Source organism: Streptomyces sp. NPDC008079 (assembly GCF_042957385.1).
Classification (GTDB): domain Bacteria; phylum Actinomycetota; class Actinomycetes; order Streptomycetales; family Streptomycetaceae; genus Actinacidiphila.
Genome location: NZ_JBIBIC010000001.1, coordinates 1,406,487 through 1,427,300 on the forward strand (window position 1 = coordinate 1,406,487; position 20,814 = coordinate 1,427,300).

At 70.8% G+C, this 20,814-nt stretch carries 18 protein-coding genes; 10 read left to right on the top strand and 8 right to left on the bottom strand.

Translation table 11 applies throughout. The annotated features are described in order from the left end of the window. Window positions 1-17 precede the first annotated feature (17 nt). A complete protein-coding gene (locus tag ACFZAM_RS06210; protein ID WP_391043141.1) occupies window positions 18-1,538 on the top strand; it encodes an MFS transporter in 1,521 nt (506 codons plus the stop codon). Here the strand turns inward: ACFZAM_RS06210 and ACFZAM_RS06215 are convergent. From ACFZAM_RS06215 to ACFZAM_RS06225, 3 genes are all read right to left on the bottom strand, one after another. Next, the gene (locus tag ACFZAM_RS06215) at window positions 1,477-3,156 is read right to left on the bottom strand and encodes a transporter (RefSeq protein WP_391043144.1); all 1,680 of its coding nucleotides are present in this window, start codon (window positions 3,154-3,156) and stop codon (window positions 1,477-1,479) included. The two genes, ACFZAM_RS06210 and ACFZAM_RS06215, sit on opposite strands and share 62 nt — an antisense overlap. Next, window positions 3,156-4,037 (bottom strand): ATP-binding cassette domain-containing protein, encoded by an 882-nt coding sequence (locus ACFZAM_RS06220; RefSeq protein ID WP_391043145.1) that lies wholly within the window; start codon window positions 4,035-4,037, stop codon window positions 3,156-3,158. The genes ACFZAM_RS06215 and ACFZAM_RS06220 overlap by 1 nt, the downstream gene beginning before the upstream one ends. 142 nt (window positions 4,038-4,179) lie before the next feature. Continuing rightward, window positions 4,180-4,836, bottom strand: coding sequence for a bifunctional DNA primase/polymerase (locus tag ACFZAM_RS06225; RefSeq protein ID WP_391043148.1), 657 nt, complete (start codon window positions 4,834-4,836; stop codon window positions 4,180-4,182). A 258-nt stretch (window positions 4,837-5,094) separates the two neighbouring features. Here ACFZAM_RS06225 and ACFZAM_RS06230 point away from each other — a divergent pair, with 258 nt between their 5' ends. The 3 genes from ACFZAM_RS06230 to ACFZAM_RS06240 all read left to right on the top strand — a co-directional run bounded on the left by ACFZAM_RS06230 (window position 5,095) and on the right by ACFZAM_RS06240 (window position 9,589). After that, the gene (locus ACFZAM_RS06230; RefSeq protein ID WP_188279929.1) at window positions 5,095-6,474 is read left to right on the top strand and encodes a transcriptional regulator; all 1,380 of its coding nucleotides are present in this window, start codon (window positions 5,095-5,097) and stop codon (window positions 6,472-6,474) included. 235 nt (window positions 6,475-6,709) lie between these two features. Continuing rightward, window positions 6,710-8,194 carry a hypothetical protein gene (locus ACFZAM_RS06235; RefSeq protein WP_391043151.1) on the top strand — a complete coding sequence of 495 codons (1,485 nt, stop codon included), beginning with the start codon at window positions 6,710-6,712 and terminating at the stop codon, window positions 8,192-8,194. 210 nt (window positions 8,195-8,404) lie between these two features. Beyond that, window positions 8,405-9,589, top strand: coding sequence for a serine hydrolase (locus ACFZAM_RS06240; RefSeq protein WP_391043153.1), 1,185 nt, complete (start codon window positions 8,405-8,407; stop codon window positions 9,587-9,589). Window positions 9,590-9,639: 50 nt separating this feature from the next. Here ACFZAM_RS06240 and ACFZAM_RS06245 read toward each other — a convergent pair whose 3' ends face one another. Then, window positions 9,640-10,902 (bottom strand): ABC transporter substrate-binding protein, encoded by a 1,263-nt coding sequence (locus tag ACFZAM_RS06245; RefSeq protein ID WP_391043156.1) that lies wholly within the window; start codon window positions 10,900-10,902, stop codon window positions 9,640-9,642. A 160-nt stretch (window positions 10,903-11,062) separates the two neighbouring features. Between ACFZAM_RS06245 and ACFZAM_RS06250 the strand changes: the two genes are divergently transcribed. Together ACFZAM_RS06250 and purU are read left to right on the top strand one after the other, a co-directional pair. Next, on the top strand, window positions 11,063-11,509 hold the full coding sequence (locus ACFZAM_RS06250) for a hypothetical protein (protein WP_391043159.1): 447 nt from the start codon (window positions 11,063-11,065) through the stop codon (window positions 11,507-11,509). 151 nt (window positions 11,510-11,660) lie between these two features. Then, window positions 11,661-12,536, top strand: coding sequence for a formyltetrahydrofolate deformylase (purU, locus tag ACFZAM_RS06255; protein WP_188279924.1), 876 nt, complete (start codon window positions 11,661-11,663; stop codon window positions 12,534-12,536). 125 nt (window positions 12,537-12,661) lie between these two features. Here purU and ACFZAM_RS06260 read toward each other — a convergent pair whose 3' ends face one another. After that, a complete protein-coding gene (locus tag ACFZAM_RS06260) occupies window positions 12,662-14,011 on the bottom strand; it encodes a maleylpyruvate isomerase N-terminal domain-containing protein (RefSeq protein WP_355337552.1) in 1,350 nt (449 codons plus the stop codon). Next, on the bottom strand, window positions 14,008-14,586 hold the full coding sequence (locus ACFZAM_RS06265) for a sigma-70 family RNA polymerase sigma factor (protein ID WP_355337555.1): 579 nt from the start codon (window positions 14,584-14,586) through the stop codon (window positions 14,008-14,010). Before ACFZAM_RS06265 ends, ACFZAM_RS06260 begins: the two co-directional genes overlap by 4 nt. Window positions 14,587-14,868: 282 nt before the next feature. Here ACFZAM_RS06265 and ACFZAM_RS06270 point away from each other — a divergent pair, with 282 nt between their 5' ends. Continuing rightward, a complete protein-coding gene (locus ACFZAM_RS06270) occupies window positions 14,869-15,258 on the top strand; it encodes an anti-sigma factor antagonist (protein ID WP_391043574.1) in 390 nt (129 codons plus the stop codon). Between the two features lie 94 nt (window positions 15,259-15,352). Here ACFZAM_RS06270 and ACFZAM_RS06275 read toward each other — a convergent pair whose 3' ends face one another. Continuing rightward, window positions 15,353-15,991: a TetR family transcriptional regulator gene (locus ACFZAM_RS06275; protein ID WP_391043161.1), complete on the bottom strand. Its 639-nt coding sequence runs from the start codon at window positions 15,989-15,991 to the stop codon at window positions 15,353-15,355. A 104-nt stretch (window positions 15,992-16,095) separates the two neighbouring features. On the opposite strand from ACFZAM_RS06275, the gene mca reads away from it, so the two are divergent. Continuing rightward, window positions 16,096-16,947, top strand: coding sequence for a mycothiol conjugate amidase Mca (mca, locus tag ACFZAM_RS06280; protein ID WP_355337561.1), 852 nt, complete (start codon window positions 16,096-16,098; stop codon window positions 16,945-16,947). Window positions 16,948-17,014: 67 nt separating this feature from the next. Here mca and ACFZAM_RS06285 read toward each other — a convergent pair whose 3' ends face one another. Beyond that, on the bottom strand, window positions 17,015-18,547 hold the full coding sequence (locus tag ACFZAM_RS06285; protein ID WP_391043163.1) for an AMP-binding protein: 1,533 nt from the start codon (window positions 18,545-18,547) through the stop codon (window positions 17,015-17,017). Window positions 18,548-18,724: 177 nt separating this feature from the next. Between ACFZAM_RS06285 and ACFZAM_RS06290 the strand changes: the two genes are divergently transcribed. Both ACFZAM_RS06290 and ACFZAM_RS06295 read left to right on the top strand, forming a co-directional pair. Continuing rightward, the gene (locus ACFZAM_RS06290) at window positions 18,725-19,915 is read left to right on the top strand and encodes an amidohydrolase family protein (protein WP_391043164.1); all 1,191 of its coding nucleotides are present in this window, start codon (window positions 18,725-18,727) and stop codon (window positions 19,913-19,915) included. Further along, window positions 19,905-20,813: an SDR family oxidoreductase gene (locus tag ACFZAM_RS06295; protein WP_391043165.1), complete on the top strand. Its 909-nt coding sequence runs from the start codon at window positions 19,905-19,907 to the stop codon at window positions 20,811-20,813. The genes ACFZAM_RS06290 and ACFZAM_RS06295 overlap by 11 nt, the downstream gene beginning before the upstream one ends. The last annotated feature ends 1 nt before the right edge of the window (window position 20,814 follow it).

Here is a 20,814-nt window from a genome sequence, read left to right on the forward strand (position 1 = left end):
ACTTCGACGAGGTATCGATGTCCCAGCCGTCGTCCGACGCACCGTCCCCAGGGCCCGAACCCGTGCACATACCCGCGTCCGGACCCGCCGCCGCAGGGCCCGGACACGCAGTCGGCGCCACACCGGTCCCCGCGTCGGGCCCGCCCCGCCGCCTCATCGTCCTGCTCGCCGTGGCCTGCGGTCTGACCGTCGCCAACCTCTACTACGCGCAGCCGCTGCTCAGCGAGCTGCGCCAGGCGTTCGGGATCGGCGCGGTCGCCGCGGGCAGCCTCGTCACCGTCTCCCAACTCGGTTACGCCGCCGGCCTGCTGCTCATCGTCCCGCTCGGCGACGTCATCGAGAAGCGCCGCCTGGCCACCGTCCTGCTCGCCCTCACCATCGCCGGTCTGGTGCTGGCCGGTCTCGCACCGGGCTTCGCCGTCCTGCTCGCCGCGCTGCTGATCGTCGGCACGACGCTCGTCGTCGCCCAGATCCTCGTGCCCTTCGCCGCCGACCTCGCGCCGGACGAGAGCCGCGGCAAGGTCGTCGGGCAGGTGATGAGCGGCCTGCTGACCGGCATCCTGCTGTCCCGTACCTTCGGCAGCCTGCTGGCGGACGCGACCAGTTGGCGGGTCGTCTACCTGACCTCGGCCGGGCTGATGACCGTACTGACCCTGGTACTGCGCAGGTCCCTGCCGCGCCGCGCTCCCGGAGCCGACGCCGCCACGCTGTCGTACGGGCTGCTGCTGCGCTCCACCGCCCGCCTGCTGCGCGTCCATCCGGCGCTGCGGCGCAGGGCGCTGTACCAGGCCGCGATGTTCGGCGCCTTCAGCGTCTTCTGGACCACCATCTCCTTCGTTCTGACCAGCGATCCCTTCAACTACAGCCAGTGGCAGGTCGGCCTCTTCGCGCTCGCGGGCGCGGGCGGCGCACTGGTGGCACCGCTCGCCGGACGCTGGGCCGACCGCGGCCTGGTCCGGCCGATGACGGCCGTCGCCTTCGTCACCGCGGCCCTGGCCTTCGGCCTCGCCGGGGTGGAACGGCACAGCGTCATCGCGCTCGGCGCCGCCGCGGTGCTCCTCGACATGGCCGTGCAGACCACCCTGATCCTCGGCCAGCAGGTGATCTACCGGCTCGACGGCCAGGCCAGGTCCCGGCTCAACAGCGCCTTCATGGCCACCTTCTTCGTCGGCGGCGCGGTTGGCTCACAGGCCGGTTCCTACGCCTACCACGCCGGTGGCTGGACCTCGGTGGCCCTGCTCGGCGCCGCCCTGCCCGCCCTCGCGCTGCTCTACTGGATCGCGGAATGGCGCGGCCCGCGGCGCCGCGCCGACCGAGCGGACGGCATCGACACGGCCGGCACCGCCGACAGGAAAAGCAGCACAGGCCGGACAGGCAAGGACGGCAGCACACGCCGTGCAGGCAAGGACGGCAGCACACGCCGGGCAGGCAAGGACGGCACCGCCCTCAACGACCACCTGCCACCGGCCCCGTCCGTCACGCCTTCGCCACCACCCCCAGGATCTCCGGAAGACGATCGAGCAGCCGCGGAGCGGTGAACCGCAGCGAGACCGCCGCGACCGCGAGCCCGTACAGCGCGCCCACCGGGAGCACCACCCACAGCAGCGAATGGAGATCGTTGAAGTGGAGGGCGAGGGTCAGCGCGATCACCGGTAGCGACAGGGCCGCGCCGCTGAAGGTGCCGCCGACGACGTTCAGCGCGACGAGACCGCCCTGGCCGGGCGCCGCGTTGGCGAACGGGTTGTCCTGCGGGAGCGCGTACGGGTAGCGGACGCTCGCGTAACTGCCGGTCGCGATGAGCGCGCCCAGGAAGGCGAAGGACAGCCCCAGCGTCTCGGGCAGCGCCGACACCCGGTGGAGCAGCAGCGCCGCGCCGGTGGTGACGACGGTGACGTACGGCACGGCGATGGCGGCCAACGTCAGCGCCCGGCCGCGCAGTTCGAGCGTCGCGTCCCTGCGGGTGGTGATCGTCGCCGACACCGTCCAGAAGGCGGAGCCGTCCATGCCGAACTGGTTGTACATCTGCATGCCGAGCAGCCCCGCCGCCCACAGGCACTGGTAGACGGTGCCGTGCTGCACCACCGCGACCAGCGGCAGCAGCAGCCCGACGGCCAGCCCGGTCGCCCACGCCGCCTTCGACCTCGGGTCGCGCCACAGGTACCGGAACTGCCGCTCCATCACCGTGGCCGTCCGGCCGCCCACCAGCCGTCCGGGCAGCAGCCGGGCCGGCAGCGAAGGGCCCGCCGCCGCCCCGCCCCGCGCCTTCGACCCCTCGCGCTCCGGCGCCGCCTGGAGCGTGGACGCGTCGGGCGAGACCATCAGCCGGTGCAGGCTGGCGTGCCACCAGCGCAGGACCAGCGCCAGCACGGCGACGGTGAGGGCCAGTTGCACGACGGCCAGGCCGTACGACCCGCGCGCCGTCGAACGCACCGCGTCCACGGCGGGCGCGGGCGGAATCCAGCGCAGTACGGACGCCACCGAGGTCGCCCGGTGCAGACCGCCGTCGGACGACAACGAGTTGACGCCGAGGTTGACGAGCTGGGCACCCACCGCCACGAACAGACCGCTGAGCAGGGCCAGGTCGCGGCCCTTGCGGCTGGTCAGCAGCCGGGTGTTGGCGGCGGCCACCGCCCGCGACAGCGCCACGCACAGCAGCAGCGTCAGGGCCACGGCCACGACCGCGACGACCCACGCGGCCCCGCCGTGCGCGACCGCGACGACCGCACCGGTCGACACCAGCAGTGTGAAGAGCGGACCGACGCCGATCAGCGACGACACCAACAGCGCCGTTATCAGCGGGCGCGGCCGTAGCGGCAGCATCGCCAGCCGGGTCGGGTCGAGCGTGTCGTCGCCGCCGAAGAAGAACAGCGGCATGATCGCCCAGCCCACGACCAGGACGACGGTCACGGTGACGGCGGCGGACGGTGCGTAGTGGTTGTTCCGCAGCGCGACCATTCCGGCGCCCATGCCGAGCGCGTACAGCATCGCGAAGGCGACGCCGAGGGACCAGCCGACCGTGCGGCCGGTGGACCGGCGCAGGCCGTTGCGGAAGAGGGTGAGCTTGAGCCGTACGAAGACCGGCGTGAGCGAGGAACCGCGACCGGGCGGGGGCGGCGGCGCGGGAGCGGCGAGCGGGGCGGTGGCCGAGGTGGTCATCACTTGCCGCCGCTCAGCCAGTCGAGCGCCTGCCCGTCGCGCCGGTCGGCGCCCACCAGCGACAAGAAGGCGTCCTGGAGCGAGGGAGCGGTGCCGCGCACCTCCGCGAGCGGGCCGCGCGCCACGATCTTGCCCGCGGCCATGACCGCGACCCAGTCGCACAGGCTCTCCACCAGTTCCATCACGTGCGAGGAGAAGACGACCGTGCCGCCCGACTCCGTATAGCGCTCCAGCACACCGCGGATGACCTGCGCGGACACCGGGTCGACGCCCTCGAACGGCTCGTCGAGGAAGAGGACTTCGGGATTGTGCAGCAGGGCGGCGGCCAGGCCGATCTTCTTCCGCATACCGGTGGAGTAGTCGACGACCAGCTTGTTCTGCGCGGCCGACAGGTCCAGGACGTCGAGGAGCTGACCGGCGCGTTTGTCGACCTCGGCGCCCGGCAGACCGCGCAACCGGCCCGTGTAGCCGAGCAGTTCACGTCCCGACAGCCGCTCGAACAGCCGCAGACCCTCCGGCAGCACGCCGATCCTGGACTTCACGCCGACCGGGTCCGTCCACACGTCGTGGCCCACGATCCGCACACTGCCGTCGTCCGGCCGCAGCAGGCCGGTGATCATGGAGAGCGAGGTCGTCTTCCCCGCCCCGTTCGGCCCCACCAGGCCGATGAAGCGGCCCGCGGGCAGCTCCAGATCGATCCCGGCCACGGCCACTTGCTCACCGAACCGCTTCCACAGCCCGCGCACACGCACAGCGACCGGATCGGTGTCTCCGGCCGCCTCGGACACCTCCTCGGCGGTCCTCCCGTACGGCACCGGCCGGTACGGCGTCAGCTTCCGCTGCGACTCCTGCTCCCCCTGCGACCTCTGCGGCTCCGACATGGCGGCACCTCTCCCCGTCTCGCGCCCCTGCCCCCGGCGCGCCGCTGGTCGGACGACGCGCGAAGGTCTACGTCCGACAACCCTAGACGCGACCACTGACAGTGACCGAATGACTCGGGAGCGTGAGCCCCGCGCGCAGGGGTCAGCGGCCCCTCGCCGCCGCCAACTCCCGCCCGCACGCGTACGCCAGCGGACTCAGCAGCTCCTCGACGTCCGGCAGCCACCGGTTCAGGGCGGTCGGCTGCCGCGCCCACTGCACCGAGGCGCCCGGCCCCGTCCGCGTCGGCGGCGCGGCGATCCAGTCGCCCTCGCCGCGCACCCGCAGGTCGAGCGAGCCGGGTGCCCAGCCCAGCTTCCGCAGCAGATCGGGCACCTTGACGGTGGCGCCGGGCAGGACGAAGAAGACCAGCCTGCGGTCGGGCGTGCAGATCACCGGGCCCAGCGGCAGATCCATCCGCTCCATCCTGGCCAGCGCCAGGCACCCCGCCACCTCCGGCACGTCGACCGCGTCGAACGTACGGCCCGTCGGCAACAGGACCGAGGCGCGCGGCTGCTTGCCCCACATGCGCCGTACCGCGTCGGCGCTGCCGCTGGCGTGCGCCGCCCAGTCGGGCCGGGTCGGGTGGGCGCCGGGAGCAGGGCAGGTGGGAGACGCGCAGGAGCACAGCGCGGGGCCGCCCGTGTCGTCCTCGATCCAGGAGCCGGGGAGCACGTCCCAGTGCCGCTCCTGCGCGTATCGGACGGCCGTGTCGAGAAGTTGGGCGGTGAGCTGCCGCGGTGCTCCGATGGTGTCTTCCACGCGCTGCACAACTTCCCTCGTCAGCGTGAGTTACGGGGGCCGGCCCCTCGGCTCATGGCGGGCGCACTGGTGCACGCCCGGGGGCGCGTGCGCGATCCGGGCCCGTATTCGGGTAGTCACTTGGGGTCCGCGTGTCGTTCCGCTCGTTCCGCTAAAGGCGAAAACGACATGAAATGCCGCTCTAACAGGGCATTTTTCGGTGATGAGATGGGCACCTGTCACCAGGACGAGGTACGCATCGTCGAAGTGGGGGAATTGATGGCCGCACGACCGCTCGTGGCTCGGCAACCGAACGAACGGCTTCAGGCACTTATCCAGGAGGCCGGCTGCTCCAACGCCGGGCTCGCTCGCAGGGTCAACATGTGTGGCGCCGAACACGGCCTCGACCTGCGGTACGACAAGACGTCCGTGGCCCGCTGGCTGCGGGGTCAGCAGCCGCGCGGCCGGGCCCCGGCCATCATCGCCGAGGCGATCGGCCGCAAGCTGGGACGCGCCGTGTCCATCGACGAGATCGGCATGGCCAACGGCAAGAACCTGGCCACCGGCATAGGTCTGCACTTCGCGCCGACCGTCCTCGGCGCGATCGAGCAGGTCTGCGAGCTGTGGCGCAGCGACGTCGGCCGCCGCGACTTCCTCACCGGCTCCACGGTCGCCGCCTCCGCCCTCGTCGAGCCCAGCCGCGACTGGCTGATCACCCGCCCCGACCAGGGCGTCGCCCGCAACGGCGGTGCCAGGGTGGGCATGTCGGACGTCGAGGCCGTCAAGGCGACGACGCAGGCGCTCACCGACCTGGACCACCGCTTCGGCAGCGGACACGTCCGCCCGGTCGTCGTCCATTACCTCAACAGCGTGGTGTCCGGGTTACTCGCGGGCACCTACCGCGACCAGGTCGGCAGGGAACTCTTCGGCGCCGTCGCGCGGTTGACCGAACTGGCGGGCTACATGGCCGTCGACACCGGACAGCCCGGACTCGCCCAGCGCTACTACATCCAGGCGCTGCGCCTGGCCCAGGCGGCGGGCGACCGCGGCTACGGCGGCTACATCCTCGCGGCCAGCATGAGCCACCTCGCCGCCTCGCTCGGCAACCCGCGCGAGATCGCCCAACTCGCCCGCGCGGCACAGGAAGGCGCCCGCGGCCAGGTGACACCCACGGCGGAGGCGATGTTCTACGCCGCGGAGGCACGCGGCCACGCGCTGCTCGGCGACGCCCGCACCTTCGCGACCGTGGCCAACCTCGCGGTCGAGTCCATGGAACACTCCCGGCCCGACGACGACCCGCCCTGGATCGCCCACTTCGACCACGCCTACCTCGCCGACGAACTGGCGCACTGTCACCGCGACCTCGGCCAGGCCGCGCCCGCCGCGCGCCGCGCGGAGGAAGCGCTCGCCGCGCACCCCGAATCGCGCACCAGGCGCCGTGCCATCGACATGCTGCTGCTCGCCGACGCCCAGGTGCAGCAGCGCGAACTGGAAGAGGCCTGCAACACGGGCACCCGCGCCGTCACCCTTCTGTCCGGTCTGCGCTCCAACCGCGGCGCGGAGTACCTGGACGACTTCCGCCGCCGCCTGGAGCCCTACGCGGCGGAGCCCGTGGTCCGCGAGTTCGGCGCCCGTCTGGAGGAACAGGACGCCGCATAGCGGACCATCACCGAATCGTTACGCGACCGACACCGCGTCCCCGCGCGGTGGCCAAAGCGCTGGAGAGACCTTGCGGGAACGGGCCCGGTACGCCCGGTACTTCCGCCCTCTCGGTGTGTCATGACGTTCACTCGTTCGGGTACGTGGTTGATGGTCCGGTTAACCCGGTAGCGTTGGCGGATGGTTCGGAAGGATCCGGCAACGGACGACAGGGCATAGGCGGGAGTCAGCGGCGATGCACACCGACGGACGCGGCGAGGAGACGCCTGAGGCGTACCGGGGCGTCGTGGTGCCCGCGGGGCGGCAGCAGCCGCCCTACGGGGAACATGTGCAGCCGGCCGGCGGCTCCCCCTGGGGCGAGCCCGCCCCGCTGCCCGAGCCCGCCGACGCCACCCAGATGCTGCCGCCGTATCCCGGGAGCATGCCGCCGCCCGCCGTCCCGGTGGCCGACGCCACGCAAATGCTGCCCCCGTACCCCGGCGGCGACCCCGGCATGCCGATGGCCGCCGCGAGCCAGGGGCCGGGCCCTGTACCGCCGCTGCCGCCCGTCCCGCCGCAGGCACCGCCCACGGCGCCGCAGCAGCAGGCCGCCGACGCCACCCAGGCGCTGCCGCTGTCGATCTTCCAGGACCGCGACCAGCAGGAACAGCAGCCGCAGTACGGCGGCCCGCAGTCCCCGCCCGCGCAGCAGTCCTTCGAGCAGCCTTACGACGGCTACGGGCAGCAGGGGTACGACCAGCAGCAGTCGTACGGCGGCCAGCAGCAGTACGGCCAGCAGTCGTACGACCAAGGACAGGGCCAAGGTCAGGGTCAGGGCCAGGGCCAGGGCGGCGGGTACGAGGAGCAGCCCCAGACGGGGCCGCAGCACGACAGCGACTACGACCACCTGTTCCGCAGCGACGTGCCGGGCCCGGAACCGCTGCGCCAGCGGATCATCCAGCCGCCGTCCCAGCAACAGCAACAGAAGCAGTACGGGCAGCAGCAGGGCGGCATGGGCCAGCCCCCGCAGCAGCCGTACGACCCCGGTTACGGCTACGACGGCGGGCACGGTCAGGACGACGGTCCGCGCCGCAGGCTGTCGCCCCTCATGGTGATCGGCATCGTCGTCGCCGGGTGCGTCGTCGCGGGCCTCGTGGTCGGCGGGCTGTTGAACAAGGGCGGCGACGCCAAGACGGACAACACCGCGTCGAAGAGCGGCACCCCGGCGTCCTCCGCGCCGAGCACGTCCGCGAGCGGCAGCACCGACTCCGCGGCCGACGACGCCGTCAAGCAGCAGGCGCAGGGCCTCGACGCGCTGCTGAAGACCAGCGGCAACAGCCGCAGCTCCGTGGTGAGCGCGGTCGAGTCGATCAAGAACTGCAAGAATCTCGGCCCCGCCGCCGCCGACCTGCGGTCCGCCGCCACCCAGCGCACCGGCCTGGTCACCCAGCTCGGCGGCCTGTCGGTGGACAAGCTGCCCAACCACGCCGACCTGACCGAAGCCCTCACCAAGGCGTGGCAGGCGTCGGCCGCCGCGGACGGCCACTACGCGAACTGGGCCGACCAGGCCGCGCACAACCACAGCGTCTGCAAGGGCGGCCACGCCCGCAGCACCGGCGAGGCCCAGGACGGCAACCGCGAGAGCGGCACCGCCACCGAGCAGAAGAAGCGCGCGGTCCGGTTGTGGAACGCCATAGCGAAGCAGTACGGGCTCACCGAGCGGCAGTACAGCCAGCTCTGAGCCGCGGGGCCGTTGGTGGACGGGGCCACGCGCGTATACGCGTCACCGCGCGTTTCCTTGCGCGCCTGTGCGCGCCTGTGCGCTCCCGTGCGCTTATATGCGTGCGTACGCGGACGGACGGTGACGGACCCGACACGTCCGCGCCCGACCGATGAATCCGCGCCGACGCGGCAGTCTTCCTCTCGACCGCACCATGCGAGAGGTGGACCGATGACGCATTCCACGAACAGTTCCACGACCGATCCGGCGGCGGGCCTGCGCGGCGTCCTGGAGCCGTACATCGACAACGGCACGATTCCGGGTGCGGTGGGTCTGGTGGCGCGCGGCGACCGGGTGGAGGTCGCAGCGGTCGGTTCCGCGCACCTTGAGGGCGCCGTGCCGATGGCCAGGGACGCGATCTTCCGGATCGCCTCCGTCAGCAAACCGATCACCGCCGCCGCCGTGATGATGCTCGTCGACGACGGCCGGATCGCGCTGGACGACCCCATCGCCACCTGGCTGCCGGAACTGGCCGCGCCGGTCGTCGTCCGCACCCCGGACGCCCCGGTCGACGACGTGGTCCCGGCCGCCCGGCCGGTCACCGTTGCCGACGTGCTCACCTTCAGGGCCGGGTACGGCATGCCCAGCGACTTCTCACTCCCCGCCCTGCAACCGCTGTTCACCGAGCTGAAGCAGGGCCCGGCGCGGCTGTCGGGCTTCGCGGGCCCCGACGACTGGCTGGCGGCGCTGGCCCGTATCCCGATGCTCCACCAGCCGGGAGACGCCTGGCTGTACAACACCGGCTCGGACATCCAGGGCGCGTTGATCGCCCGGGTCTCGGGCCGCTCCTTCGCCGAGTTCCTCGCCGAGCGGATCTTCGAACCGCTCGGCATGGCCGACACCGGCTTCACCGTGGCCGCGACCGCGCTCGACCGGCTGACCAGCGCCTACGGGACGGGCGCGGACGGCGGTATCGAACTGTCGGACCCGCCGGGCGAGGAGTGGACCAAGGCGCCCGGTTTCACCTCGGGCGCGGGCGGCCTCGTCTCGACCGTCGACGACTGGTTCGCCTTCGCCCGCATGCTGCTCGCCGAGGGGACCGTGGACGGCCGCAGGCTGCTGTCCGCGCGGTCGGTACGGATGATGGCCACCGACCACCTGACGCGGTCCCAGCGCGACGCGAGCGCGCTGTTCCTCGAAGGCCAGGGGTGGGGCTTCGGCGGCTCGGTGGACGTCGCGGAGACCGCCCCCTGGAACGTCCTCGGCCGCTACGGCTGGGTCGGCGGCAGCGGCACCACGGCGCACATCACGCCGTCGACCGGCGCTGTCAGCATTCTCTTCACGCAGCGCTCGATGACCGGCCCGACGCCGCCCCAGGTGATGCGGGACTTCTGGCGGTACGCGGCGGGGGTGTGAGGGCGCGTCCTGGACACGCCCTAGGGGTCGTACGGGCCGCTCGGGGGCGCTCAGTTCTGCGCGGACGAGTTCTGCCGGAGCGTCTTGGTCAGGTCCACGAAGCCCGGCCGCGCGAGCACGAGCCGCCCGTCGCGTACCACCTGATAAGTGACCTTGGAGTTCACCATCCGGGAGTGGCTCGGGATGCCCAGCAGATCGGCCTGCGTCCAGCCGAGATCCGGGGTGAGGCCGCCGGTCGACAGGTGGGTCGTGGTGTCCATCGCGCGGTGCAGATTGTCCGCGTTCACGCTGACCTTCTCGTCCATCGCCCGCACCACCTTGGCGAAGACGGTGTACGCGACCCAGGTGGTCTGCACCCCGGGGTCGGCGACGTCGATCCGGTCGTCGCCGAACGCGTACTTCTTCACCACCGACTTCATCTCGGCCCACTTGGCGTCGGACGCGGGCGGGTACCAGCCGGTCACGTACGCGTTCTCCAGCGGGCTGCCCGCGCCGCCGGTCGAGTCCACCACCGACTGCTGCACGCTGCCGAGCACCGAGGACAGCCGCACTTTCGGCTGCTCCTCGCCGACTCGGCGCAGGGAGTCGAAGAAGGTGCTGGTGCGGTCGCCGAGCACCGCGGAGACGCAGGTGGAGGGCTTGTTGTTGCCGACCGCGGCGGTGGCGATGTCGGTGTAGTCGTTCGCGTCGTCGGCCGTGAGTAAGTCGCGCGCGGGCGGCCGGCCGCCGCTCTTGAGCCCCTGGTCGAGGAAGATCGGGAATTGGTCACCGGTGATCGTGTCGGGCCGCACCAGGTTGACCTTCTTGCACAGGTCCGCCAACTGCCGTCCGCTGCCCGCCAGCAGCGCGGGCAGACCGCCGTTGACCGGGTACGACAGCAGGCTCTGGAACTCGTCGGCGGTGATGCCGTAGCCGCCGATGTACGGGATGCCGTTCGACTCCAGGGCGGTGGTGAAACTGCCGCCCTCTTCGCTGTAGGAACCGACAACCGCGACCGCGCCCGCCTTCGCCGCCTGCTGCGCGCAGTCCGTGACGGCGACCGCGTCATGGCGTTCGTTGCAGGTCAGCACCTTCAACTTGCGGCCGTTGAGACCGCCCTGCTCGTTGGTGTACTTCTCGAATGCCTGCGCCATGGCGAGCATTCCCGGCATATTGGTCGATTTCGTGTCGACCGGCGCCCACGTCATCACGACGAGCGGTCCAGTGGAGCCGCCCGAACCTCCGGGAAGCACACCGCACCCGCTGAGCAGCGCACTTGTGGCCAGCAGCGCGACGGCAGCCGTGCGGACCCTGCGGATACGCCGTTCCCTCATGTCATGCGAAGATTCCGGCCCGCGCCCAACGCCGGGGTGACCACAAGCGAACGGACGGTCACTATCAGGTGAATTACGGGTGGCGTCGGTGGAGAACGTACGATGCGCCATTGTGCAAGGTTCGGAGAAGTCTTCCCGTCGCGGCCGTCACTCCTCCACGATGGGGGGCATGCCGCTCAATGACATGCCCTGGTGGCGCTGGCGCAGCAATGTGCGCTCCGCGCTGCACATGATCAGCGACCCGGTGTTCCAGCGGGAGGTCTGGCAGACCGGCCGCGAGGGATACGGGGACGTCACGGACGCCGTGTACCGGCTCGTCGAGGACACCTGGCTCGACAACTGGTCCGCCGAGAAGTACGTGGGCACGATCTTCCGCGACTCGCAGGAGGCCGCGCTCGTCGACGTCGCCGTGCTGCGCGTCCTCAAAATCCTGCACCAGGTGGGCGCCGACGCACCTGTCGCCGCCTATCTCGACCACCACGCCTGGCCGGAGGCGGTCCGCGCCGCCCGCGACGCCCATATACGGATGTCCGCCGCCGACGGCGACGACCCAGACACGCCGCCGCGCTCGCTGGAGGTGCTGGCGATCTACATACGGTCGGCCTGACCGTTGGATGTTCATACGTCCCCGGGCCGCACCTGGTGCGTGTTTTCCGGTGGCACCTGTTTTTCCCCGCGCCACCTGGCGCGCGATATCCGTGGGTTCCGCTTGACGGACAGTCCGACCTGAGGGGGTCGGTTTGTGCGAGGCTGACGGCGTGACCGAACAGCAGCCGCCGCAGCCAGACCCGCAGTACGTCCTCACCCTGTCCTGCCCGGACAAACAGGGCATCGTGCACGCGGTCTCCAGCTATCTCTTCATGACCGGTTGCAACATCGTCGACAGTCAGCAGTTCGGCGACCAGGACACCGGCCTGTTCTTCATGCGGGTGCACTTCTCGGCCGAGCAGGCGGTGACCGTGGACAAGCTGCGCGCCAGCTTCGCGGCGATCGCCGAGGCGTACCACATGGACTGGCGGATCCACCCGTCAGACGAGCGCATGCGGGTCGTGCTCATGGTCAGCAAGTTCGGGCACTGCCTCAACGACCTGCTCTTCCGCACCAGCATCGGCGCGCTGCCGGTCGAGATCGCCGCCGTGGTTTCCAACCACACCGACTTCCAGGAACTTGTGGGTTCCTACGGCGTTCCCTTCCACCATGTGCCGGTCACCAGGGACACCAAGGCCGAGGCCGAGGCGCGGCTGCTGGAGATCGTGCGCAAGGAGGGCGTCGAACTCGTCGTGCTCGCGCGCTACATGCAGGTGATCTCCGACAACCTGTGCCGTGAGCTGTCCGGTCAGATCATCAACATCCACCACTCCTTCCTGCCGAGCTTCAAGGGCGCCAAGCCCTACCACCAGGCGCACGCCCGCGGTGTGAAGCTCATCGGCGCCACCGCGCACTATGTGACGGCCGACCTCGACGAGGGGCCGATCATCGAGCAGGAGGTCGAGCGGGTCGGCCACGAGGTCACGCCGGAACAGCTCGTCGCCATCGGGCGCGATGTGGAGTGCCAGGCGCTGGCCCGCGCGGTGAAGTGGCACAGCGAGCACCGGGTGCTGCTCAACGGCCACCGCACGGTCGTCTTCGCCTGAGCGGGCTCTTTGCTTGAGTCTTCTGTCCGAGCTCTTCGCCTGAGTCTTCTGTCCGGGCTCTTCGCTTGAGCTCTCTGTCCGAGCGGGCTCGTCGGCCGGCCCTCGTCAGGGCAGAGGCGTCCGTCTCAGAGGCGGGACAGGGACGCCGTGGCGAAGAGCACGTCACGGATGACGTCGCGGTCGCCGATCTGGCCGACCGCGATCCGCTCCGGCTCGATGTGACCCGCCGCCAACTGGCAGAACTCGACGCAGTCCATCGCCACATGGGCGACCATCTCCTCCGGCGACGCGACGGCGCCGGGCGAGTCCAGCGGCAGATACCACTGGCCGCCGCCCTTGCCCTCGACTTCGAGCAGCAGCGAACGGCCCGGCGTACCGGCCGTCACCAGATGCGTCGGCGAGGTGGTCAGACCGGCCCTGCGCCGGTCCGCCAGCGCCTCGGGCAGCAGCCGCGCGGCGAGGTCGATGATGCGGTTGAGATTGCGCGGCGCCGGGGGATCGTACGGATAGTCCACGGCCTCGGCGATGTCCGACGCGTGGATCCAGCACTCGAAGGCCCGGTCCAGGAAGGCGTCTTCCAGCGGCAGCGCGAACGAGCCGTAGTCGACATCGAGCCCGCCCGCGCCGCCGCCCGCGAAGGAGACCGTACGCACCAGGCTGTGGCTCTGCTCGCGCCACAGGGAGCGCACGGTCGCTCCGGGCAGCATGCTGTGCGTCGCCCAGTGCGCGGCGGTGCGCTCGACCGGGGTGAGCGGGAAGTCGCCCATAGTGCGGGCGTTGCGCAGCCGGGCGCGGGAGGCGATGCCCATTCCGATGCCCAGGCCCAGCCCGCCGAGCCCGGAACGCGGCGGGTCCGCCGACGGGTCGCCGCCGTCCGGCGGCAGCCCGAGCGACCTGGCGATCAGGCTGTCCACGGCGGTGAGATGACCGATGACCTGCGCGACCGTGAACTCCGTCGACCGCTGCTCGCCGTCGTGCCACTTCAGCTCGACCGGTGCCTTCCAGTAGCCGTCGCCGAGGTCGCGCAGCAGCGCGTCCAGCCGGGCGGCCTCCGCGTCGAACGGTCCGGCCCACTCGGGCACCGGGATACGCGCCGGCCGACGGCCGAGGCAGCCTTCCAACACCCGTGCCCGCAGCAGCGGATCGAGGTCGAGCGAATCCTCCTGGTGCAGCAGACCCACCGCGTCCCGCAGTCGCAGCGCCTCATCCGCACAGGTGGCGCAGTCCGTCAGATGCACTTCGACCGCCAGCGCCTCGTCCTGCGAGCACACCGACAACGCCCACGCGCCGAGCAGCGACTTGAGGGTGCGGTGGTCGTAGTGCGGCAGTTGGGGCATCGGCTGGTGCGACTCCGCGGGCGGCTGCCGGTGCGCGGTCTCCCGCGTCTCGGGCTGCTCGCGCTGGTACGGGACGCGCGGCTCGCCGTCGTCCCCGCCGTGCGGGCCGTCGCCGTTGTGGAACGCGGGACCGCTCATCGTCGCCCTCGCTGTCCCCGGGGATCCAGCGGGTGGTCGTCGCCCTGCTCGCCCGGTTCCATGGCCGTGGACAGCAGTTGCAGCCCGAGCCGGAGCCGACGGCGCGCCTCGTCCTCGCTCACCCCGAGCCCGGCCGCCGCGGTGCGGTAGTCGACCCTTTCCCGGTAGGCCAGTTCGAGGGCGGCGCGCAGCGGGGCGGGCATCGAGGTGACGATGAAGTCGGCGCGGGCCGCCGTGTTGGCCTCGCGTACCCGGGCCTCCACCTCGTCCGGCGTGGAACGGCCCCGGTTCGACTGCTGTCGCAGCCGGTGCACGGCCTGCCGCTGGGTGAGTGTAGCGATCCACGACCGCAGCGAGCCGTGCTTCGGGTCGTAGGCGTCCGGATTTTCCCAGATGTAGCCGAACACCTCGCGGGTGATGAGGTCGGCCGCGTCGTCGTCGTCCATCACGCGATAGGCCAGGCCGTGCACAAGTGAGGCGTACCGGTCGTACAGCTCGCCGAGTGCGGCTTCCTCACCGCGCGCCAGCCGCTGCTGCATCTTGCGGTCCCAGCGCGGTGGTGCGGGTGTCGCCATCTGCCGCCCCCTTGCCTCGTCGCCTGCCCTGTCGCCCCTTGCCCGGCCACCGACCGTAGCCGAGTGTGTTCAGCGTGCCCGAATGCGCTCAGGTCGAATGTAACGGGCACCTCCTGCGACGTGCGTCGCTTTGCACCAACCTGCTGCTGACTGTGATCGATTTTGGCGGTCTGTTATCCGGGTGTGACCGGAACATTGCAGAGTTACGACGGAGAACGGGCATAGGGTCATGGTGATGATGTTCCTGAAGTCGACGGCGAGGCGAGGTGGGAACCGGTGCTGGTGACCCAGGCCGAGCGAGACGGCTGGGTGGTGGTGACGGTCGCGGGTGAGATGGACCTGATCTCGTCTCCCGCGGTCCGGCAGAAGGTTCACGACGCGGTCGCCGCAGGGCGGCGCCGGGTGGTACTCGACCTCGTTGACGTGCGCTTCTGCGATTCCAGCGGAGTCGGTGTCCTGATCGGTGCCCGGCGGCTGATGCGCTCCTGTGCGGGCCGCCTGCGCATCGTGCTGCCCGAGGACGTTCCCACGGTGACGGCGCCCACCGAGGGCTACGGCGGCGGCGCGCACGTCAACCGGGTGCTGGCCGCCCTCGGCGTACGACGGCTCTTCGAGGTCTATCCGGATCTGGAAGCCGCGACGGACGACACCGCCAGGCCGCTCTCGGCCTGAACCGGCCTCTGCCGACGGCCCCTTTCGGCCAATCTCGCTCGACTTCGCTCGCCTTCACCATTCCTCTCCTTTCCTCTTTCCTTCCCGTCCGTCTTCACTCGTGCGGGGACTCCCGCACCGCGTACGCGCCCAATGACGGCTCCAGCCGCGTGAACGCCTCCCGCGCAATCCGCCCCAGCGCGTCGAACAACTCCCTTTCGGTCGTGCCCTGTCGCACCCGGCGCTGCGCCTCACCGAACAACAGCCTGAGCACCGTGCTGAGTTGGGCGGCGGCATGCCGCGGCTCGAAGGCGTCCGGCTCGTCGCCCACGGCCTCGGCGAGCGTGACGGACAGTGCCTGCTCCTGGTGGTCGTACATCTCGCGGAGGCGGGCGCGCAGCACCGGACTCTCGTCGATCAGCCGCGTGAATCCGGGCTGGGTCCAGCCGAGCAGCGCGTCGTGCCGCTCGACCGCTTCGAGGTAGTCCCGGCGCACCGCGTCCAGTGCGGACTCGCCGACGGGGCGGCCGGCGAAGGCGCGGGCGGGGCCGGTGATCACCTCTTCGTGCATGTCGAAGAACAGGTCCTCCTTCCGCGGGAAGTAGTTCGTGACGGTCATCTTCGAGACCCCGGCCGCCTCGGCGACGTCGGCGATCGTCGTCCCCTCGAAGCCCCGCTCGACGAAGAGGGCGGTGGCGGCGTGGGTGATGGTCTGCCGGGTCTGTTGCTTCTTGAACTCGCGGAGCTGGGCCATGGTTCCCACTTTAGTAGGTCGGACCTAAAAAAAGTCTTGACGGGTTGAGTGGGTTCGTCCTAACTTTAGGTCCAACACAAGAAATTGAGGAAGAGGAGACCGTGATGACACTCCGACTGATGGCCGTCCACGCCCACCCCGACGACGAGTCCAGCAAGGGCGCCGCCACGCTCGCGCACTACGCGGCCCATGGGGTCGATGTCCTGGTCGTGACCTGCACGGGCGGGGAGCGCGGTGACGTGCTCAACCCGCTGCTGGACACACCGGAGGTCAGGGCCCGGCTGCCGGAGGTGCGACGACGGGAGATGGCCGCCGCGGCGGCCGTCCTCGGGGTGCGCCAACGGTTCCTCGGTTTCTCCGACTCGGGACTGCCCGGGCAGGGCGAGGCGCTGCCGGAGGGCTGCTTCGCCCGCGAGGATCCGCTGGTCGCGGCCGAGCGGCTGGTCGCGGTGGTCCGGGAGTTCCGGCCCCATGTCCTCGTCACCTACGACGAATCCGGCGGCTATCCGCATCCGGACCATGTCCAGACCCATCGCGTCGCCGCCGAGGCGTTCGACGCGGCGGGGGACTCGGCACGCTTCCCGCTGGCGGGTCCGGTCTGGCAACCGCTGAAGCTGTACTACCAAGTGGCCTTCTCGCGCGCCTGGTTCGAGACCCTGCACCACGGCATGACGGCCCGAGGGCTCTCCTCCTCGATGGGCCAGGTGCTGGACGAGTGGCCCGACTGGGCGGTCGAGCTGCACCCGACGACCCGGATCCGCTGCGAGGACCACTTCGCCACCCGCGACCGCGCCTTTCGCGCGCACGCCAGCCAGGCCGCTCCGGACAACCCCTTCTTCTCCCACCCCCGGGACCTCGAACGGGCCCTGTGGCCCACCGAGGACTACGTTCTCGCCCGCTCCTACATCCCGGCCAAGCTTCCGGAGACCGATCTCTTCGCCGGAATCAAGGAGTGACGGGCGGTGCGGGGAGGAAGGAGCGCGGGACGCGCGCCGCCGGTCGGGGCCTGGCCGGCCGGTCCGCTCAGTTCGGCCGCTCGTGAGTGTCGGCGAAGCGCTCGCGGAGCTTGAACTTGAGGACCTTGCGCAGGGTCTCGTTGCGGGGCAGGGCGTCCACGATCTCCAGTTGCTCGGGGAGTTTGTGGACGGCGAGCCCCGAACGGCGGAGGTGGTCGGTAATGGTGGCCAGGGTGAGGGGATCGGCGCCCGGCGGCTGTTCGACCACGGCGCAGACGCGTTCACCACGGTCGGGATCCGGCAGGCCGATGACGGCGACGTCGCCCACCGCCGGGTGCTGGTAGAGGAGTTCCTCGATCTCCTTGGCGGAGATGTTCTCGCCCTTGCGGATGATGACGTCCTTCAGGCGCCCGGTCAGGACGAGATGACCGGTCTCGGTGAGGCGGCCGAGGTCACCGGTGTGGAAGTAGCCCTGGGTGTCGAAGGCTTCGGCGGTCAAGGCGGGATCGGTGTAGCCGAGGCACACGGCCTCACCGCGCAGCAGCACCTCGCCGTCGTCGGCGATCCGGATCTCCATCGCGGCGGGCGGGCGGCCCTCGGTGGTGGCCCTTTGGTCGACGGTGTCACGGGGGGAGCCCATGGTGATCATCGGTGCCTCGGTCATGCCGTAACCGTGGGCGAGATCGCAGCCGAGTTCCCGGACGATCTCGTGGTAGAGCTCCGGCGGCTTGGGGGCGCCCCCTCCGGAGAGCAACCGCAGGGTGGGGATGAGTGTGCGGCCGGGCCGCTTGCGCTGCTCGGTGAGGAAGAGCGAGTAGAAGGCGGTGGAGCCGCCGGCCATGGTGACGCCGTGGGACCGGTAGGCGTCCAGAGAGGCGGGGAGGGCGAACTGTTCGAGGAGCAGGGCCGGAAAGCCGTACAGCAGCAGCATCACCAGATAGTCGGGTCCACCGATGTGAGCGAAGGGGAAGGCGATGGAACCGATGTCCTCGGGCCGCATCTCCAGTGCGTGGGCGAGACAGGAACCGCCCGCGATCAGACCGCGGTCGCAGTGCAGCACACCCTTGGGGTCCGAGGTGGTGCCCGAGGTCCAGTAGATCCAGCGGACGGTGGTTCCGTCGGACGGCGGCGGGGGCAGGGCGCCGGGATCGCCTTCGGGAAGGGAGTCGTAGGCGACCAGGACGGACGGGCGGTCGGTGAGATCGAGGCGGTCTGCCATGGCGGTGTAGTCGAAGCCGCGCCAGGTGCCGGGTACGGCGAAGAACTCGGCCCGTGTGCGGCTGAGGGCGTAACCGACCTCGCGGTCGCGGTAGATGGGGATGACCGGGATCTGCACCGCCCCGAGCCGGGCCAGGGCCAGGGAGAGGACGACGGTCTCGACGCGGGTGGGCAGTTGCCAGGCGAAGCGGCTGCCGGGCCGCACCCCGAGTCCGTACAGGCCGGCGGCCACGCGCAGCGCCCGTGCGCGCAGTTCGCCGAAGGTGACGCGGCGGTCCTCGGTGTCGAACAGCACGGGGGCGTCGGGGCTGAGGGCGGCGCGGCGGTCCAGTAGCTCCCACAGGGTCCGGGAGTCGCTGAGTGTCGCGATGGTCGGATCCATGCCGATCGCCTCCCCGCACCGTAGCTGACGAAGCGTCAGATTTCTCAGAAGGGTAAGTCGCCGCCGCTTGTCGGTCCAGAGGTGGGTCGATACGGTAGATCTGACGGTCCATCAGATTGGATGCCTCGTCAGATCGGCGATCGGAAGCGTCATCCGGATGCAGTGAGGGAGTGGCCGATGGAACTGCCCAGGATCATCAGCGTCGACGACCATGTCATCGAGCCCGCGCATCTCTTCTCGACCTGGCTGCCGGAGAAGTTCCGCGAGCGGGGACCGCAGCCGCTGACGGCGGGGATCGGCGAACTGGCCTACATCGGCGGGAAGTACCGGATCACGATGGATCCGGATGGACCGCCCGCCGACTGGTGGATCTACGAGGACCTGAAGTTCCCGTACAAGCGGAACATCGCGGCGGTGGGTTTCTCGCGGGACGAGATGACGCTCGACGGGATCACGCGGGAGGAGATGCGGCGCGGGTGCTGGGACCCGGTCGAGCGGCTGAAGGACATGGACCTCAACCATGTGGAGGGGTCGCTGTGCTTCCCGACGTTCCCGCGCTTTTGCGGGCAGACGTTCGCGGAGGCGCACGACAAGGAGGTGGCCCTGGCGTGTGTGCGGGCCTACAACGACTGGATGGTGGAGGAGTGGTGCGGTGACAGCGGGGGCCGGCTGATCCCGTTGTGCCTGATCCCCTTGTGGGACGTGGAGTTGGCGGTGGTGGAGATCCGCCGGAACGCCGCGCGGGGGGTGCGGGCGGTCACCTTCAGCGAGATCCCGACGTATCTGGGGCTGCCGTCGATCCACTCGGGCTACTGGGACCCGTTCTTCGCTGCCTGCGAGGAGACCGGCACGGTGGTGAACATGCACATCGGGTCGTCGTCGCAGATGCCCGCCGCGTCGCCGGACGCGCCTCCGGCGGTGCAGGCGAGTCTGAGCTTCAACAACGCGATGGCGTCGATGATGGACTTCCTGTTCTCCGGGGTGCTGGTGAAGTTCCCGCGCCTGACGCTGGCCTACAGCGAGGGCCAGATGGGCTGGGTGCCCTACGCGCTGGAGCGGGCCGACGACGTGTGGCGCGAGCACCGGGCCTGGGGCGGGGTCAAGGACCTGATACCCGAGCCGCCGTCCACGTACTACCGCAGGCAGATCTACTGCTGCTTTTTCCGCGACATGCACGGGGTCGCCTCGCTGGACACCATCGGCGAGGACAACGCGATGTTTGAGACCGACTACCCGCACGTCGACTCGACCTGGCCCCACACCAAGCAGGTCGCCGCCGACCACATGGCGGGGCTGTCCGACGAGGTCACGTACAAGCTGCTGCGCGGCAACGCCATCCGGATGCTGGGCCTCGACCTTGACCGGTGAGGCAGTTGGCGAAGCCGCCGGCGGTGCCGGGATCGCCCACGGCCTGGTGGTCGCCGTCACCGGGGCCGCGCGCGGGATCGGCAGGGAGCACGCACTGGCCTTCGCCGCCGAGGGCGCCCGGGTCGTCGTCAACGACGTGGAGTCGGCGGCCGAGGTGGTGGCCGAGATCCGGGCGGCGGGCGGTGAGGCGGTCGCGCACGAGCGGTCGGTCGGGGAGTGGGCGGGCGCGCGGTCACTGGTGGACGCGGCGGTGGAGCACTGGGGCCGGCTGGACGTGCTGGTCAACAACGCGGGGGTGCTGCGGGACCGCATGCTGGTCTCGATGACGGAGGAGGAGTGGGACACGGTCGTACAGGTCCATCTCAAGGGGCACTTCGCGACGCTGCGGCACGCGGCGGCGCACTGGCGGGAGCGGAGCAAGGCGGGTGAGAAAGTGAACGCGAGCGTGATCAACACGACCTCGGGCGCGGGGCTGCTCGGCAGCGTCGGCCAGGCCAACTACGCCGCCGCCAAAGCCGCGATCACCGCGCTCACCCAGGTCGCGGCGGTGGAGCTGGCGCGCTACGGCGTCACCGTCAACGCCATCGCGCCCGCCGCCAGGACGCGGATGACCGAGCAGGCGATGCCGGACCTGGTCGCCCGGCCCGCCACCGGCTTCGACGTCTACCACCCGGCCAACGTCTCCCCGCTGGTCGTCTGGCTCGCGGGACCCGAGGCACGCGAGGTCACCGGGCGGGTCTTCGAGGTCGAGGGCGGCGCCGTATCGGTCGCCGACGGCTGGCGGCACGGCCCGCGGACCGACGTGGGACGCCGTTGGCGGCCGGTCGAACTCGGTCCCGTGGTCGGCGCGTTGCTCGCCGAGGCGACCCCGCCGGAGCCCGTCTACGGAACGGGGTGAG

Coding starts and splice junctions, on each gene's coding strand:
- ACFZAM_RS06210 (WP_391043141.1), top strand. CDS start 18: ATGTCCCAGCCGTCGTCCGACGCACCGTCCCCAGGGCCCGAACCCGTG.
- ACFZAM_RS06215 (WP_391043144.1), bottom strand. CDS start 3,156: ATGACCACCTCGGCCACCGCCCCGCTCGCCGCTCCCGCGCCGCCGCCC.
- ACFZAM_RS06220 (WP_391043145.1), bottom strand. CDS start 4,037: ATGTCGGAGCCGCAGAGGTCGCAGGGGGAGCAGGAGTCGCAGCGGAAG.
- ACFZAM_RS06230 (WP_188279929.1), top strand. CDS start 5,095: ATGGCCGCACGACCGCTCGTGGCTCGGCAACCGAACGAACGGCTTCAG.
- ACFZAM_RS06235 (WP_391043151.1), top strand. CDS start 6,710: ATGCACACCGACGGACGCGGCGAGGAGACGCCTGAGGCGTACCGGGGC.
- ACFZAM_RS06240 (WP_391043153.1), top strand. CDS start 8,405: ATGACGCATTCCACGAACAGTTCCACGACCGATCCGGCGGCGGGCCTG.
- ACFZAM_RS06245 (WP_391043156.1), bottom strand. CDS start 10,902: ATGAGGGAACGGCGTATCCGCAGGGTCCGCACGGCTGCCGTCGCGCTG.
- ACFZAM_RS06250 (WP_391043159.1), top strand. CDS start 11,063: ATGGGGGGCATGCCGCTCAATGACATGCCCTGGTGGCGCTGGCGCAGC.
- ACFZAM_RS06260 (WP_355337552.1), bottom strand. CDS start 14,011: ATGAGCGGTCCCGCGTTCCACAACGGCGACGGCCCGCACGGCGGGGAC.
- ACFZAM_RS06265 (WP_355337555.1), bottom strand. CDS start 14,586: ATGGCGACACCCGCACCACCGCGCTGGGACCGCAAGATGCAGCAGCGG.
- ACFZAM_RS06275 (WP_391043161.1), bottom strand. CDS start 15,991: ATGGCCCAGCTCCGCGAGTTCAAGAAGCAACAGACCCGGCAGACCATC.
- mca (WP_355337561.1), top strand. CDS start 16,096: ATGACACTCCGACTGATGGCCGTCCACGCCCACCCCGACGACGAGTCC.
- ACFZAM_RS06285 (WP_391043163.1), bottom strand. CDS start 18,547: ATGGATCCGACCATCGCGACACTCAGCGACTCCCGGACCCTGTGGGAG.
- ACFZAM_RS06290 (WP_391043164.1), top strand. CDS start 18,725: ATGGAACTGCCCAGGATCATCAGCGTCGACGACCATGTCATCGAGCCC.